The organism is Pontibacter aquaedesilientis (genome assembly GCF_014773225.1).
GTDB lineage: Bacteria > Bacteroidota > Bacteroidia > Cytophagales > Hymenobacteraceae > Pontibacter > Pontibacter aquaedesilientis.
This window is the reverse complement of the sequence record NZ_JACXAJ010000001.1, coordinates 838,980-854,133: the sequence shown is the minus strand read 5'-3', so window position 1 is coordinate 854,133 and position 15,154 is coordinate 838,980. Positions and strand designations below refer to the sequence as shown.

The window sequence follows — 15,154 nt, the reverse complement described above, 5'->3', positions numbered from 1 at the left end:
GTATAAATATGCGGGAAGCATGAGGGCAGAATAGTTTATTTATGCTATATTTGATAAGACACTGAGCGCATGGAAGATCTAAAACTAATACTCTATATACTGGCCATCGTAGCCTATTTCATCTATACGGCTTGGCGCAAAGCGTTTAAGACGCAAGACGACGATGGCAGGCCAGCAGCACCCCAGGAGCGTCCAGAGCACGAACGTCCCATGCAAAGGCCAGTATCTAACCCCCAGCCACAGCCACGACAGCAGCAAAGGCCTACTGCGCCCGCTACTTCCTTCGAAGACATTCTGCGCGAAATGCAGACCAAAATGGAGCGGGTAAATGATCAAAACAGAGCACCTGTAGAGAACCCAAAGCCTGTGCTACAGCCTACCATGAAGCCAGTTGCAAAAGAGCGGGTACCCATGCGGGCCCTGTCGCTGGAAAACCCTGAACAAGCTAAACTGTACAAACAGGAAAGGAGGGAGCGACTCGCCGCCGCTGATGCTATTTATGAAGCCAAGAAGCTGGAAAGAAAAGTGATACCCAATGTGTATGGTGAATTGTTGCAAAATCCGCAGTCTGCCCGCCAGGCGTTTATTATGTCTGAGATTTTCAACCGAAAGCAGTACTAATTGTCTAGGCTATACCTATAGATACTGGGTTAGGGCATAAGCTAGAATGTTAGCACCCATCTGCAGGGCTTCTTGCCGCTTGTTTTCAGGGTCATTGTGTACCTCGGTGTCTTCCCAGCCGTTTCCTAAGTCTGTCTCGTAGCTGTAAAAACAAACCAATCTTCCTTTGTGAATGATCCCGAATCCCTGAGGCGGTTTATTGTCGTGCTCATGGATCTTAGGGAGTCCGTTTTTGAAGGTATACTTTTGGCGATAGATCGGATGGTCAAACGGTAACTCCACCAATTCGTATTCCGGGAAAACTTTTTTCATTTCCTTCCGGATGTATTGGTCAAGCCCATAGTTGTCATCAATATGCAGAAAGCCACCGCTGATCAGATAATTGCGCAGGTTTTGAGCTTCCGCATCCGAAAACACCACATTGCCATGGCCAGTCATATGTACGAAGGGATAACTGAAAAGCTCCGGGCTGCCAACCTCTACTACCGCTTCCTCTGGCGCAATGTTCATGTTCAGGTTCTGGTTACAAAACCGAATCAGGTTCGGAAGGGAGGTCTTGTTAGCGTACCAGTCTCCTCCGCCACTGTATTTCAGTTTTGCGATTTTAAAACTATACTTCTGCTGCGCCTGTGATGTGCCACTAATCAGAATTATAAGTGTTATTAGAAGGAGGGCTCTTTTCATATTTAATTACAGTAAGGCAATTATAGCGGGGCATAGATATCATGCAATACCTGCAGGGTATGGCAAGCGACAAGGGCTGCCGTCTCTGTTCGAAGGCGGCTCTGGCCTAGTGTCACGGGCTTTATACCTAATGCGTATGCAGCCGCAATCTCTTTTTGAGAGAAGTCACCCTCCGGACCAATCAGAATACAATGCTGTCTGTCGTGCTTATAGTATTCCCTTATCGATTTTGTTGCATCATCTTCTAAATGAGCTATGAATGTGTCTTGGGGAATACAAGTCTGGATGAATCTTTCGAATGGTGTCAGTTCATTCAGAAGCGGTAGAAAACCCTTCTGAGATTGTTTCATAGCGCTGACAGCAATTTTCTCTATGCGATCCAGCCGCAACTGCTTGCGTTCAGAATGTTCGCACTCCAAAAAGGTAATCGCACTAACACCTATCTCTACGGCTTTCTCAACAAACCACTCTATGCGATCCATGTTTTTAGTCGGGGCCACAGCAATGTGCACATAGTAGGGGAGTTTGCCATAGTCTGTCTGCTTGTCTATTACCTGCAGCTTGCATTTCTTTTGATGGGCGTCCTGTATGATGGCCGTATACCGGCATCCACGTCCATCAACCAGGTATACCGTATCCCCGAGCTGTAGCCGCAATACGCGGGTGCAATGCTTTGACTCGTCTTCTGTTAAGGTATAGAAATCTTCGCTTATGTCGGGTGTGTAGAATAAATGCACGATTAATCTATATAATGAGGTTAATTAGAAGCTTTCTTACTAGGTATACGAAACTAGGCATTTTTTACTCAAGCAAACAGGTATAGCGCAAAAAAAGCCTTCCTGTTTTGGCAGGAAGGCTTTGTGTATTTAGAATCTGAATGGCTAGTCAATGGAGACTTCTACCTGTGGCGCACCGGCAAGTATATCTTCACTGGCGAAATCAGCGTATTTGCCGAAGTTTTTCACAAACTTAGAAGCCAGGTCTGTGGCTTTGGCATCATACTCCTCTTTGTTCGCCCAAGTGTTGCGCGGATTCAGGATCTCATCTGGAACGTTCGGGCAGGAGTTTGGCATTTCTACCCCAAAGATAGGGTGCTTGGTGAACTGCACATCATCCAGGTCGCCGCTAAGAGCAGCCGTGATCATGGCACGGGTATAAGGCAACTTCATGCGAGAGCCTACACCGTAAGGACCACCTGTCCAACCAGTGTTCACCAGCCATACATTCACGTTGTTCTCGGTCATTTTCTGGCCCAGCATCTCCGCATACTTAGTTGGGTGCAGCGGTAAGAACGCAGCACCGAAGCAGGCAGAGAAGGTAGTCTGTGGCTCCGTTACCCCTACTTCAGTTCCGGCCACCTTGGCGGTATACCCTGAGATGAAGTGGTACATAGCCTGGCTCGTATTCAGACGAGAAATTGGAGGCAATACACCAAAGGCGTCAGCTGTCAGGAAGAAAATGTTCTTCGGGATGTCAGCTCTGGATGGCTCTACTGCGTTATCGATATGGTTGATCGGGTATGCTGTACGTGTATTCTCCGTTACCGATTTGTTGGAATAGTCAACTGTGCGGGTACCTTCCAGGAAACGGGTGTTCTCCACAATTGCGCCAAAGCGGATTGCATCCCAAATCTGAGGTTCTTTTTCATGGGTCAGGTCTATCACCTTGGCATAACAGCCGCCTTCAAAATTGAAAACGCCGTCTTCTGTCCAGCCGTGCTCGTCGTCGCCAATCAGGCCCCGGTTCGGGTCCGCTGACAAAGTAGTTTTACCTGTGCCCGACAAACCGAAGAAAATGGCGGTGTCACCATCCTGGCCCACATTGGCGGAGCAGTGCATGGAAAGCGTATTTTTCTCCTCAGGCAAAATGTAATTCAACACGCCGAAGATACCTTTTTTCATTTCACCGGCATAGCCTGTTCCACCGATCAGGATAATGTTGCGTGTGAAGTTGATGATGGCGAAGTTAGATTGGCGGGTGCCGTCCACTTCCGGGTCAGCTTCGAATTCGGGCGCGCAGATGATTGTGAACTCAGGGTTGTGGTCTTTAAGCTCTTCTGCGGTTAAACGCAGAAACATGTTGTTGCAGAATAGGTTATGCCATGCCTGTGTGTTGACGATACGCAGATTCAGACGATATTCAGGGTGCGCGCCAGCATAGGCATCCCGTACATAAAGTCTGCGGTCCTTCAGAAAATCGGTCATCTTGTTATACAAGTTATCGAATTTCTCAGGGTCAAAGGCAATATTGATGTCTCCCCACCAAACCGTGTTTTCGGTTTTGGCGTCCTTCACCACAAAGCGGTCTTTAGGAGAACGGCCTGTAAATTTACCTGTGTCGCACATCAGGGCACCATTGTCTGTCAGGACTCCTTCGCCATTTTTGATAGCCTCTTCCACCAGCTCGGCAGGTGTAAGGTTCCAGAGTATTTCCTTTGCTTCAGTTATGCCTAGGCTTTCCAGACCTGATGTACCTGATTTAATACCAGATTCTTTCATTTGAAAATAAAGGGTTTAAAAGTGAACTGTTTGTTTCACAACTGTGGTACAAAAATATAAAATATTAGATATTAATATATGATTAAGTTCCATTTATAAAATGAAGGCCTTTGTTAGCGCATCAGGGTCGAAAAATTTGCCTATCTGCGTATAATCAGATATATTTACCCTGTTTGTACGCTCAATTTATCTAAACAATCAACCAACTAAACCCTATGTCTTACAAAGAACACACGCTAACTGACCAGGTAAGCGAACAAAATGCTCCGATCGGAGCTGACCCTTCCGGTCCTGAAATGTTCGGGCATCCGCAAGGACTCTTTTACCTGTTCTTCGCTGAACTTTGGGAGCGCTTCAGTTTTTATGGAATGCGGGCCCTGCTGGTTCTATACATGGTCAACAACCTGTTTGAATCGTTTACAAATCGGGACGAGATAGCTTTCGGTATCTACGCAGCCTATGGCGCCTTAGTTTATGCTACTCCTGTAATTGGCGGTATGATTGCCGATAAATTTCTGGGATATCGCAAGTCCATTATGCTAGGTGCCGTTTTAATGGCGCTTGGTCACTTTGCACTGGCAGTGGAACATCCTGTTTTCTTTTACGGGTCTTTGGCTCTTTTGATTGTAGGCAATGGTTTCTTCAAGCCAAATATTTCGACGCTGGTAGGTACGCTGTACAAGCAGGGAGACAAGCGTCGTGACGCGGGTTTCACTATTTTCTATATGGGCATCAACATTGGCGCTATGCTGGCACCGCTTGTTTGTGGCTGGTTAGGCGTTAACTACGGCTGGCACTATGGTTTTGGAGCAGCTGGCGTAGGTATGTTATTAGGCCTGATCATGTTCTGGCAGGGAAGCCGTAGCGGTGTTTTCGGTGACAGAGGATTGCCTCCAAACCCAACTGCTATCAAAGAAAAAGTTGCAGGCATCACAAAAGAGTGGTGGGTAAACATCCTGTCTATTTTGTCGCTTCCATTCCTGGGTTTAATGCTTTTCAATGGTACGCTAACACTGCCTGTCTTTGGCGAAACAAACTTTGATGGCTCACTGATAGACTATGTGATGTATTATGCATTGCTTCCGATCATCGCGATCATTTTGATCATGAACCTAATCAAGGTTGACAAAATAGAGCGTGAGCGCCTGATTGTGGTAATCCTCCTCACATTCTTTATCACGGTTTTCTGGTCCTTCTTTGAGCAGGCAGGTTCTTCGCTGACGCTTTTTGCAGAGCGTAACGTTAACCTTACCTTCATGAATGCGGCGCAGACCAACTCTATCAACCCATTCTTTATTGTGCTTTTTGCCTTGCCTTTCTCAGCTATGTGGCTGTTCTTCTCCAGAATGAAGATGAACCCATTCACACCTGTGAAGTTTGCATTAGGTATAGCGCAGTTGGGTCTTGGCTTCCTTGTTTTTGCGTGGAGTGCAAACTTTGCAGACGCTGATGGCAGAGTATCTATTTGGTTCCTGATTCTGGGCTATATGCTGATCACTACGGGCGAACTATTCATCTCTCCGGTTGGCTTGTCCAAAGTGACAGAGCTTTCACCTAAGAAGATTGTGGCCTTTATCATGGGTATCTGGTTCCTTTCTTCTTCATTTGCGCACCATATTGCCGGTATCATTGCCAAGCTGACATCTGTTAGCGGCGGTGAGGGAGAAGCCGCCTCAGGTATGGATTCACTGCTTGTGTACACTGGCGTGTTTGAGCAAATTGCCTATGTAGCCTTCGGGTTCGCAGTGCTTGCCTTACTTCTGACACCACTTATGCGCAAGTGGTCTCACGGCATTCACTAGTCAACTCAATATCAATTTGTAAAAGGCCAGCGCTATCTCAGCGCTGGCCTTTTGTGTTTATAATACTATTTGTATTTTTGCTGGCAAATTAGCTAAGCCTTTATCTATTAGCATAAAATACACACCTTGTTACTGTAAGTCAAACGCCCCAACTTCGTATTATACTATTCTTATATGAAAACTAAACTTAAGCAGCCACTGGCATTTGTGTTGGCATGCTCATTCTTCTTGCTTTCCTGCGAGTCATCCACCGTAAGCCACACTGACTTACCCCCAGAGCCTGATACAAGTGTGCGTTACATCATTAAAAAAGGGGAGCAGTCAACTCAAAGTACTTTCAAGATGATCGCTACTTCTAAAATCCGTTTTGAAGCCGTATTTGATCAGTCAGCGATCTATACGTCAACGCTGCCTGCCAATCAGGCCGATATCAATAAACTATACGGTGCTTCAGACTGCGGCACAGCACACCATACTAATAGTGCCCGGTTTGGTTGGAGGTGGTATAACGGGCGGTTGGAGATACATGGCTATACCTACTTCAACAGCAAGCGTAACACAGCCTATATCACTTCTGTCAAGTTAGGGGAGCCGAGTACCTACGAGTTAACCTTTGAGGATAATCAATATAGATTTGCCGTAAACGGAGAGAGTATAGTGTTACCAAGATCCTGTGCAGGTATAACAGAGGGCTACCAGCTATACCCTTATTTTGGCGGGAACGAACTTGCCCCACACAACATCACCATTTCAATTAAAGAGTTGCCTTAAGGCTACGATCTTTTCAAAACCAGTCAGGTATGAAACACAAAGCCCCGGACCATACGGCCCGGGGCTTTGCTATTGGAATCTATGGGAGTCGATTACATCATGCCGCCCATACCACCCATGCCGCCTGGCATGCCGGCTGGAGCAGCACCTTCCTCAGATGGCTCTTCTGATACGACACACTCAGTAGTAAGCAACAGGCCTGCGATAGAAGCAGCGTTCTCCAGAGCAAGGCGCGTTACCTTGGTTGGGTCGATGATACCGGCCGCAAACATGTTCTCGTATTTGTTGTCACGAGCATTGTAGCCATAATCAGCTTTGCCTTCGCGAACTGCCTGTACCACTACAGAACCTTCGCCACCAGCGTTAGAAACGATTGTGCGAAGAGGTGCCTCCAGTGCTGTCTTAATGATGCTCACACCAGTCTGCTCATCAGCATTGTATACATCGATGTTATTAAGGGCATCCAGCGCACGGATCAGGGCAACGCCACCACCAGCTACGATACCTTCTTCAACAGCAGCTCTTGTAGCGTGCAAAGCGTCATCTACGCGGTCTTTCTTCTCTTTCATCTCCACTTCCGTAGAAGCACCGATGTAAAGGATAGCCACACCACCAGAAAGCTTCGCAAGACGCTCCTGCAGTTTTTCTTTGTCATAATCAGATGTAGTGGACTCCATCTGAGATTTGATCTGGTTCACACGCGCTACGATGTCATCTTTCTGACCAGCACCGTTCACGATCGTGGTGTTGTCTTTGTCAATGATCACTTTCTCAGCCTGACCCAGGTAGTCAAGCGTAGCATTCTCCAGTTTGTAACCGCGCTCTTCAGAGATCACAGTACCACCAGTCAGAATGGCGATGTCTTCCAGCATGGCTTTTCTACGGTCACCGAAACCAGGCGCCTTCACAGCAGCGATCTTCAAGGAACCACGCAGTTTGTTAACCACAAGCGTTGCAAGTGCTTCGCCGTCCACATCTTCAGAAACAATTACAAGGCCTTTGCCAGTCTGAACAACCTGCTCCAACACCGGAAGCAATTCCTTCATCGTAGAAACTTTCTTGTCGTAGATCAGGATGTAAGGGTTGTCAAACTCTGCTTCCATCTTCTCTGGGTTGGTCACAAAGTAAGGGGAGAGGTAACCACGGTCAAACTGCATACCTTCTACAGTCTTCACTTCAGTTTCTGTACCTTTTGCCTCTTCCACAGTGATTACACCGTCTTTACCAACTTTGTCCATCGCGTCAGCGATCATCTTACCGATTTCGGCGTCGTTGTTGGCAGAGATTGTACCTACCTGAGAGATCTCAGAAGAATTCTCGATTTTCTTAGACTGCGAACGCAGGTTTTCAACTACAGCGTGAACCGCCTTGTCGATACCACGCTTCAGGTCCATTGGGTTAGCACCGGCTGCTACGTTCTTGATACCGGCTGTGTAGATTGCCTGCGCCAATACAGTGGCAGTTGTAGTACCGTCACCTGCCTGGTCAGCAGTTTTGGAAGCTACTTCCTTTACCAATTGCGCACCCATGTTCTCGATAGGGTCTTTCAGTTCGATTTCTTTCGCTACCGAAACACCGTCTTTAGTGATAGTTGGGGCACCGAATTTTTTATCGATGATGACGTTACGACCTTTAGGGCCCAACGTTACTTTTACAGCATTTGCCAGTTTGTCAACGCCAGACTTAATTTTGTGACGAGCGTCGGCATCAAATGTGATGTTCTTAGCCATAGTTATATTGCTTTGATTTTAGTTAAATGGAAATGATTAAAGGATAGCCAGAATATCAGACTCGCGCATGATCAGGTAGTCATTGCCATCGATTGAGATTTCTGTTCCTGCGTACTTGCCATACAACACCTGGTCACCTACTGTAACCTGTGGCTTCATCAGGGCACCCTGCTCTGACACTTTGCCTTCACCTACTGCCACGACTTCGCCGCGCTGTGGTTTCTCTTTAGCAGTGTCCGGGATGATGATACCAGACTTCGTTTTTTCTTCTGCTGCAGCAGGAGCTACGATCACTCTGTCTGCTAATGGTTTAATGCTGATTGACATAGTTTGTTATGTTTTAGTTTTTGTGGTTAATGATTTAACGTTGAAACCATACTGCTTCTATCACTTCTTGTGCCAAGCCTTAAAAACTGCCAAATCAAGCCAATTTTACAGTTTTTAAATTGCTTTACTGACAAACATGTCAGGGTGTGTCAGAGAGCAACCGGCATTTCCTTAAAATGTGACAGCGCCCTGAGTATAAAATAAAAAAGCCGACCCAAAAGGCCGGCTTTCATTGTTTTAAATTATCCTTAGTTGGCAGTGTCTGTCATGACAGGAATATCACCGGCATCAGGTATAGACATATCTTCTTCGGCTTCAGCGCCTGGCAGGGCAGCAGGGGCTGCTGGCATACCTGACTGGCGAGCACGCTCTTCGTTCACGCTGCGGTTCATCATCGAGGAATCATTTGTCGTGTCGATCATCATGTGCGTACCGAGCGTCAAGACAACCAGGGCGATTGCAAAACCCCAGGTCAGTTTTTCCAATAGGTCACCAGTACGCTTCACACCCATCAACTGGCTGGCACCACCACCGCCAAACTGGCTGGATAGTCCACCTCCTTTAGGGTTTTGGGCCAGTACGACTAAGATTAGCAGTACGCAAATGAATACAATGATGCTGATTAGGGCGATGTACATATTAGGTTATGTTTTGTAATTTCTCTATCTGTTCGGCAAAGTAAGACTTTTTTTCCGGATATTTCAAAATTAGCTGTTCATAAATTTTAAGGGCTTTTTTAGGCTTGCCCTGTTTAAGGAAGATATTAGCCAGGCTCTCAGAAGCCATCCCTTTCTTAATCTTAGAACTCTTTAAGGACAAATCCTCCTGTGGCTCAGGTTTTAGTTTTAAATTAGCCATCGTTTTCAGGCGTGGATTAAGCTTCAGGAACTGATCAATAATGTCCAGTTGGTTGCTTAATACATGATCGGTTGGCTGAATGGCTTTTTCAAGCTCGTGGGTTTTGCTGTATTCTAAAATCAACTCAGGATGGAAGCTCTGGGGGCGCTGGCGGGTATAGTCATCCTTCAGCTGCAGCACTTCTCCCATTCGGCTTGAACCCATCCAATAGCCCAGTGCATCTTCGGCGTATAGCCTGTCGATTTCGTCGGTCGAGTAATTGATCACAGCATCTTCCGGGGGGGCAGCAGGTTGGGTTATCTCTTCCTCCTCCTCAAATATCTCAATCTCTTCTTTTGGAGACTCTGCTATACCTGCTGGACTTTCTTCCAAAACGTCCATTGTTAATTCTTCTTCAGGTATAGCGACTAATTCTTTCGGCTCTGCCTCATTGATCTCGGTAAGGGCTTCTGCAGCCTCCTGGAAATGATCCGGAGATTCCTGGTCAGGCTCGTCTGTAAGTTCCTCCTGTGGTTGGTTGCGGGTGCTCAGTAAGTCAGTGGAAGAAGTGCTTATGCTGTTGAATGTGAAGAGCAAAGCCAGTTCAGAGTCAAGTTGCTCTTCAACGGTTTCCTGCTCCTCTGTGGCTTCTAATTCAGGTATAGGATCTACCTCAATGGGGATTGCTGACGGGTAAACTTCATCCAGGTTTTCTGCAGTCAGGTTTTCTTCTGCCAACGGCTCTGATGTGACAGACTCAACAGCTGTGGCCTCAATTTCTGCAGCCTCCGTTGTTGCAACAATATCAACATCTGCTTCTATACCTGTGGCAACTTCCTCTTCCTCAATTTCAGGTTCAGGAATGGTATAAATCAATCTTTTGAGCAACTGTCTGTCTGTGGCGTAGGAAGACGCCCGACGCAAACGCTGGGTAGAAAGCATGCTGCCCTTGTCATAAGCTGATTTTGCCAGCAACAAGTGTGCTGTCTGGCAATACGGGAAGGTAGCCGCCACTCTTTCCAGCTCTTCGGTCTGCTGGTCAGAGATGTTGGATACCTGTTGTATCAGTTTAAGAAAGGCTGATTTGTTCATGTAATGGTTAAGTGTGACTATAATTGAAGACTACCAGTTCGCAACCGTCTTGTTGAAGACATCCGCCACCAGTCGCTCCGTCATTTGTTCGATCGAGGCCTGCGGAATGCGTGTAATGTCAACGTCCTGCGGGAACTCCTGCGTAATGGTAAACTGCTGATCAAAATCCTGTTCTGGGTCCTTCGTATTGGTAAATCGGATTTGAACACCCAATGTTAAACGGTTCAGGGTAGCCTGGTCAATGTTTCCTTCGCGCTGAACTGCATTAGGTGTTAGGGTAAAACTAATAATCTGTCCTTCTAATTGCAAATCGCCGTCGCGTTGCAGCACGGTCAGGTTGGTATTGCGCTGGTAATAGTTCTTGAAGTTGTTGGTTACCACCTGTGTCAGGTTAGAGGGGCCTTCACCGGAACTGTTCACAAAATTCTGGATGGAGATGGTTTTGATGTCCGGAGAAATGGAGGTGCCTGTGAAAGAGTAAACGCCACAGGAAGTGCAGCATACGGCTAGCATAACCACCAGGGCCAGGGCGAATGCGCGTGCATTAGTTCTCAATGTCATACTGCTTTAGTTTGCGGTAAAGAGTTCTTTCGGATATGCCCAGGTCATTAGCGGCATACTTTCTTTTGTTGTTATGCTTTTTGAGCGCCTTCAGGATCATTTCCTTCTCCTTGGTCTCAAGCGACAGACTCTCTTCCTCAGTTTCATGGGTGATGTCTTCTACTTTTTCCTCATATTCATCATGCGAGGACTGCTTAACCGGAAGATAGAAAGGCTCAGGCTGCTCTGCTTGCTTGTAGGAGCGAACATGGCTGACCTGTTGGTCTATATTTTCAAACAGATGCCCGTGCTCTTTGAGAAGCTCATGGTCATTAGGCTGATGCGTAATTAGCTCAAAAACCAGTTTCTTCAGTTCGGACACATCGCGACGCATGTCAAACAGAACCTTGTATAGTAGGTCGCGCTCTGAAAAAGACTGCTCTGCCCCAGCTTCTTTTGTCAGTACCGCCGGAAGTTGGCTGCCTGCTTGCTCCTTTGGTAGATAGTGCCGGAGTTTGGCAGAATCAATCTCCCGGTCATACTCGAGCACAGATATCTGCTCCACTATGTTCTTAAGCTGCCGAATGTTGCCGGGGAATCTGAACTTCAGCAGCTCCTGAACTGCCTCGGGTGTCAGGGTAATCGGTTTGACTCTATACTTTTCAGCAAAGTCAGAAGCGAATTTACGGAAAAGCAGGTATATATCATCCCCCCGTTCGCGAAGCGAGGGCACTGAGATGGGCACTGTGCTGAGGCGGTAGTAGAGATCCTCCCTGAAACGGCCTTTCTCAACGGCATTCATCAGGTTGACATTGGTGGCGGCAACCACCCGTACGTCAGTTTTCTGTACCTTGGACGACCCTACTTTGATAAATTCGCCGTTCTCTAGAACACGCAGGAGGCGTGCCTGCGTACCCAATGGCATCTCACCAATCTCGTCAAGGAAAATGGTGCCGCCGTCTGTTACTTCAAAATAACCTTTGCGGGTGTCGGTTGCTCCGGTAAATGATCCTTTTTCGTGTCCGAAAAGCTCAGAGTCGATGGTGCCCTCCGGTATAGCTCCACAGTTAATGGCAATAAACTGACCATGCTTGCGCGGACTCAGTTGGTGGATGATCTTGGAAAATGATTCCTTTCCGCTACCACTTTCACCAGTAATCAACACCGTCATTTCGGTAGGTGCCACCTGCGCCGCCACCTGGATGGCATAGTTCAGGAGGGGAGAGTTACCGATAATGCCGAAGCGCTGTTTTATGCTTTGTATGTCTATGTTGAGCATGTAAAAGATTTGAAGATTAGAAGATTTGGAAATTTATAAATGAGGGGATGTGAAGATTTTCATTTTCAAATCATCACATTTCCAAATCTCCAAATCTAATTAACAGCTTCTCCGAAGAGCGTTCCTACTGAGCAATCATTTACGAATACGTTCACGTAATCACCCTTTTTATAATGTTTCTTAGGGAAGATCACGACTTTGTTCTGGTCATTGCGCCCGCTCAGGAAGTCGGCGGACTTCTTAGAGAAGTTCTCTACCAGCACTCTGTGCATCCTGCCGATATCCAGCTTGTTTCTGTTCAGTGAACATTCTCGCTGCTTCTCGATTATTTCAGCCAGACGACGCTTTTTAACTTCCAATGGAATATCATCTTCCAGTTTGCGGGCCGCAAGTGTACCGGGGCGCTCAGAATAGAAGAACATATAGGAATAGTCATACTGTACATATTCCATCAACGACAGCGTATCCTGATGCTCTTCCTCGGTCTCAGAGCAGAAACCAGCGATCATATCAGAAGATATGCCGCATTCTTCACCTAATATAGCGCGAATGGCATCCACTCTGTTGAGGTACCAGGCCCGGTCATAAGTACGGTTCATCAGTTCCAGCACGCGGGAGTTACCGCTTTGGGCCGGAAGATGTATATACTTGCAGATGTTGTCATACTTCTTCATGGTATACAACACTTCGTCCGTAATATCTTTTGGATGAGAGGTAGAGAAACGCACACGCAAATCAGGACTAAGCTGGGCTACTAGCTCCAGCAACTGGGCAAAGTTTACTTTCTCCGTGCCATCTTCAGATTCCCATTTGTAGGAATCCACATTCTGACCTAGCAGCGTTACTTCTTTAAAACCTTGTGCCACCAACCCCTCTGCTTCGCGCACGATAGAGTGGGCATCCCGACTGCGTTCGCGGCCACGGGTAAATGGCACTACGCAAAAGGAACACATATTGTCGCAACCACGCATAATGGAGATAAAAGCACTTACCCCGTTGCTGTTCAAACGAATAGGGTTAATGTCGGCGTAGGTTTCTTCGCGCGACAGCAGTACGTTCACAGCTTTTTGCCCCCCGTCCACTTCGTTGATCAGGTTAGGCAGGTCACGGTAGGCGTCTGGACCAACCACCAGGTCCACGATCTTTTCCTCTTCCAGCAAAGATTTTTTAAGTCGCTCCGCCATGCAACCGAGCACACCTATTACCATCGAGGGCTTTTTGCGCTTGTAATAATTGATCTGACCTAAACGGTTGCGAACAGTAGTTTCAGCCTTCTCACGGATAGAGCAAGTGTTAAGGAATACCACATCAGCATGCTCGATGTTAGAAGTGGTATCAAAGCCCTGCTCATGCATAATAGACGAAACGATCTCACTGTCAGAGAAATTCATCTGGCAACCGTAGCTCTCGATGTAAAGCTTACGTGTTTTGCCCGTGTTGGTCTCAACTGACACTTTAGTGTCGCATGATGCAGCGGCTGTAGCCTGCTCGGGTGTGCGGTTATCTATAAAATCTAAATCTATAATCGGATCCATGCTTCAAAATCTCTTTCCTGGTGCAAATATACTATAATCCCTTTTATAAACGTGACAGAATGGCAGAGGAATTCATCAATTTTGGGATGGTCATGTATTATTACTGAGGCTATATATGTTAGAGGCGGGTTTATTATTTCAAACCAAGCACTTGCAGGATTGCGCGTGCCTTTAGCAAGCATTCTTCATATTCCTTCTCAGGTATAGCCTCATAAGTAATGGCACTCCCCACCATAAAGGAGAGGTAGCCAGTTGTTGCGTTGTACTGCAGGCTTCTGATCACAACATTCAGATCGAAGTCCTGGTTTGGTTTGATATACCCAAATGCGCCCGAGTAAAGCCCTCTTTTCGTTGCTTCGAGCTCTTCTATAATTTCCATTGACCTGATTTTGGGCGCACCGGTCATGCTACCCATCGGGAACGTTCCTTTCAGGGCGTCTACTATGTCACACTCCGGACGTAATTGCCCACTGATAGTCGAAATCATCTGGGATACTTGTCTGAAACCGTATATGCCAAACATTTCCTCCACCTGAATGGTGCCGGTCGTGCAGGAACGGCGCAGGTCGTTGCGTACCAGGTCCACGATCATCATATTCTCGGCCAGCTCCTTCTCGTCGTGCCGAAGTTGCTGCTGCAGTTGCAGGTCTTCTGCTGGTGTTGCTCCTCTTCGAATGGTCCCTTTAATTGGTTGTGAGATTAATTTACGGTCCTCCTTTTTGAGATAGCGCTCGGGTGAAGCACACAGCAGGTAACGGTCATGATACTTGAGGTAACCGGAGAAAGGAGTAGGGGAAACAGCATTTAAAGCCAAGTATAGCGGCAAGGGAGATAGAGTTACCTGCTCTGCATAGAACTCCATGCAATAATTCAGCTCATAAACATCTCCCTCCAGAATATGCTGCCGTACCCGCTCCACATGCCGGATATAGTCTTCGCGGCTGACGCGTTGCTGCAACTGGATTTCAGGTATAGCCAATGGTTCAGAGGCAGCAGTATTAAGAATTTGCTGTATGGTTTCCGCTATGTTGTCCTCCTGACTGTATACCCTGATTTCTTCCTGCTCAAAGTACAGGTATAGCTCAGGCTCAAAGAAAAACAGCGAGGGGAAGCCCACGTGGTCCGGGTTATCGCTTGTGAGTTTTTCTATCTGGTTCTTGAGGTCGTAAGCCAGGAAGCCGCACCACAGAGTCTGTTGCCTGTCAAGATTCTCCTGCAGGCTTTCGAATGCGTTGTCCTGATCTATTGGCAAGGCTGCGCCAGACGAGACGGCCAGTAGCTCATCGAAGCCATGGTATGGGTAGGGGATGTCGTTGGAGGTATAACTGGCCATGAGTGGTAACTCGTTGGCCCAGGCAAGAGCCCGCTGACGAAAATCCGTCAGGCTAACAGGTAAATTTTCTGCTTTAAGAGTTAAATTATAAGACATTGAGTTTCA

General features: G+C 47.0%; 14 protein-coding genes. 3 read left to right on the top strand and 11 right to left on the bottom strand.

Features of this window, described 5'->3' with window-relative positions:
• Nucleotides 1-69: 69 nt before the first annotated feature.
• Nucleotides 70-621: a hypothetical protein gene (locus H9Q13_RS03755; protein ID WP_191182395.1), complete on the top strand. Its 552-nt coding sequence runs from the start codon at nucleotides 70-72 to the stop codon at nucleotides 619-621.
• Nucleotides 622-636: 15 nt separating this feature from the next.
• Here H9Q13_RS03755 and H9Q13_RS03750 read toward each other — a convergent pair whose 3' ends face one another.
• From H9Q13_RS03750 to pckA, 3 genes are all read right to left on the bottom strand, one after another.
• Nucleotides 637-1,305, bottom strand: coding sequence for a DUF4159 domain-containing protein (locus H9Q13_RS03750; RefSeq protein ID WP_191182394.1), 669 nt, complete (start codon nucleotides 1,303-1,305; stop codon nucleotides 637-639).
• A gap of 20 nt (nucleotides 1,306-1,325) precedes the next feature.
• Entirely contained in the window at nucleotides 1,326-2,042 is a 717-nt protein-coding gene (locus H9Q13_RS03745) for a 16S rRNA (uracil(1498)-N(3))-methyltransferase (protein WP_191182393.1), read from the bottom strand.
• A gap of 144 nt (nucleotides 2,043-2,186) precedes the next feature.
• Nucleotides 2,187-3,803: a phosphoenolpyruvate carboxykinase (ATP) gene (pckA, locus tag H9Q13_RS03740; RefSeq protein WP_191182392.1), complete on the bottom strand. Its 1,617-nt coding sequence runs from the start codon at nucleotides 3,801-3,803 to the stop codon at nucleotides 2,187-2,189.
• 215 nt (nucleotides 3,804-4,018) lie between these two features.
• On the opposite strand from pckA, the gene H9Q13_RS03735 reads away from it, so the two are divergent.
• A complete protein-coding gene (locus H9Q13_RS03735) occupies nucleotides 4,019-5,605 on the top strand; it encodes a peptide MFS transporter (RefSeq protein WP_191182391.1) in 1,587 nt (528 codons plus the stop codon).
• 174 nt (nucleotides 5,606-5,779) lie between these two features.
• A complete protein-coding gene (locus tag H9Q13_RS03730) occupies nucleotides 5,780-6,376 on the top strand; it encodes a hypothetical protein (protein WP_191182390.1) in 597 nt (198 codons plus the stop codon).
• 92 nt (nucleotides 6,377-6,468) lie between these two features.
• Here the strand turns inward: H9Q13_RS03730 and groL are convergent, their stop codons facing one another.
• The 8 genes from groL to H9Q13_RS03690 all read right to left on the bottom strand — a co-directional run bounded on the left by groL (nucleotide 6,469) and on the right by H9Q13_RS03690 (nucleotide 15,145).
• On the bottom strand, nucleotides 6,469-8,106 hold the full coding sequence (gene groL, locus H9Q13_RS03725; protein ID WP_191182389.1) for a chaperonin GroEL: 1,638 nt from the start codon (nucleotides 8,104-8,106) through the stop codon (nucleotides 6,469-6,471).
• Between the two features lie 36 nt (nucleotides 8,107-8,142).
• Nucleotides 8,143-8,433, bottom strand: a complete 291-nt coding sequence (gene groES, locus H9Q13_RS03720) for a co-chaperone GroES (protein WP_224744040.1) — start codon at nucleotides 8,431-8,433, stop codon at nucleotides 8,143-8,145.
• Nucleotides 8,434-8,681: 248 nt separating this feature from the next.
• Nucleotides 8,682-9,071 carry a preprotein translocase subunit SecG gene (secG, locus tag H9Q13_RS03715; RefSeq protein ID WP_191182388.1) on the bottom strand — a complete coding sequence of 130 codons (390 nt, stop codon included), beginning with the start codon at nucleotides 9,069-9,071 and terminating at the stop codon, nucleotides 8,682-8,684.
• A 1-nt stretch (nucleotide 9,072) separates the two neighbouring features.
• A complete protein-coding gene (locus H9Q13_RS03710) occupies nucleotides 9,073-10,362 on the bottom strand; it encodes a hypothetical protein (RefSeq protein ID WP_191182387.1) in 1,290 nt (429 codons plus the stop codon).
• Nucleotides 10,363-10,392: 30 nt separating this feature from the next.
• Nucleotides 10,393-10,923 (bottom strand): LptE family protein, encoded by a 531-nt coding sequence (locus H9Q13_RS03705; RefSeq protein ID WP_191182386.1) that lies wholly within the window; start codon nucleotides 10,921-10,923, stop codon nucleotides 10,393-10,395.
• On the bottom strand, nucleotides 10,907-12,181 hold the full coding sequence (locus H9Q13_RS03700) for a sigma-54 interaction domain-containing protein (protein ID WP_191182385.1): 1,275 nt from the start codon (nucleotides 12,179-12,181) through the stop codon (nucleotides 10,907-10,909). The genes H9Q13_RS03705 and H9Q13_RS03700 overlap by 17 nt, the downstream gene beginning before the upstream one ends.
• A gap of 95 nt (nucleotides 12,182-12,276) precedes the next feature.
• Entirely contained in the window at nucleotides 12,277-13,716 is a 1,440-nt protein-coding gene (gene miaB / locus H9Q13_RS03695; RefSeq protein WP_191182384.1) for a tRNA (N6-isopentenyl adenosine(37)-C2)-methylthiotransferase MiaB, read from the bottom strand.
• A gap of 133 nt (nucleotides 13,717-13,849) precedes the next feature.
• Nucleotides 13,850-15,145 carry an anthranilate synthase component I family protein gene (locus H9Q13_RS03690; RefSeq protein WP_191182383.1) on the bottom strand — a complete coding sequence of 432 codons (1,296 nt, stop codon included), beginning with the start codon at nucleotides 15,143-15,145 and terminating at the stop codon, nucleotides 13,850-13,852.
• Nucleotides 15,146-15,154: the final 9 nt, after the last annotated feature.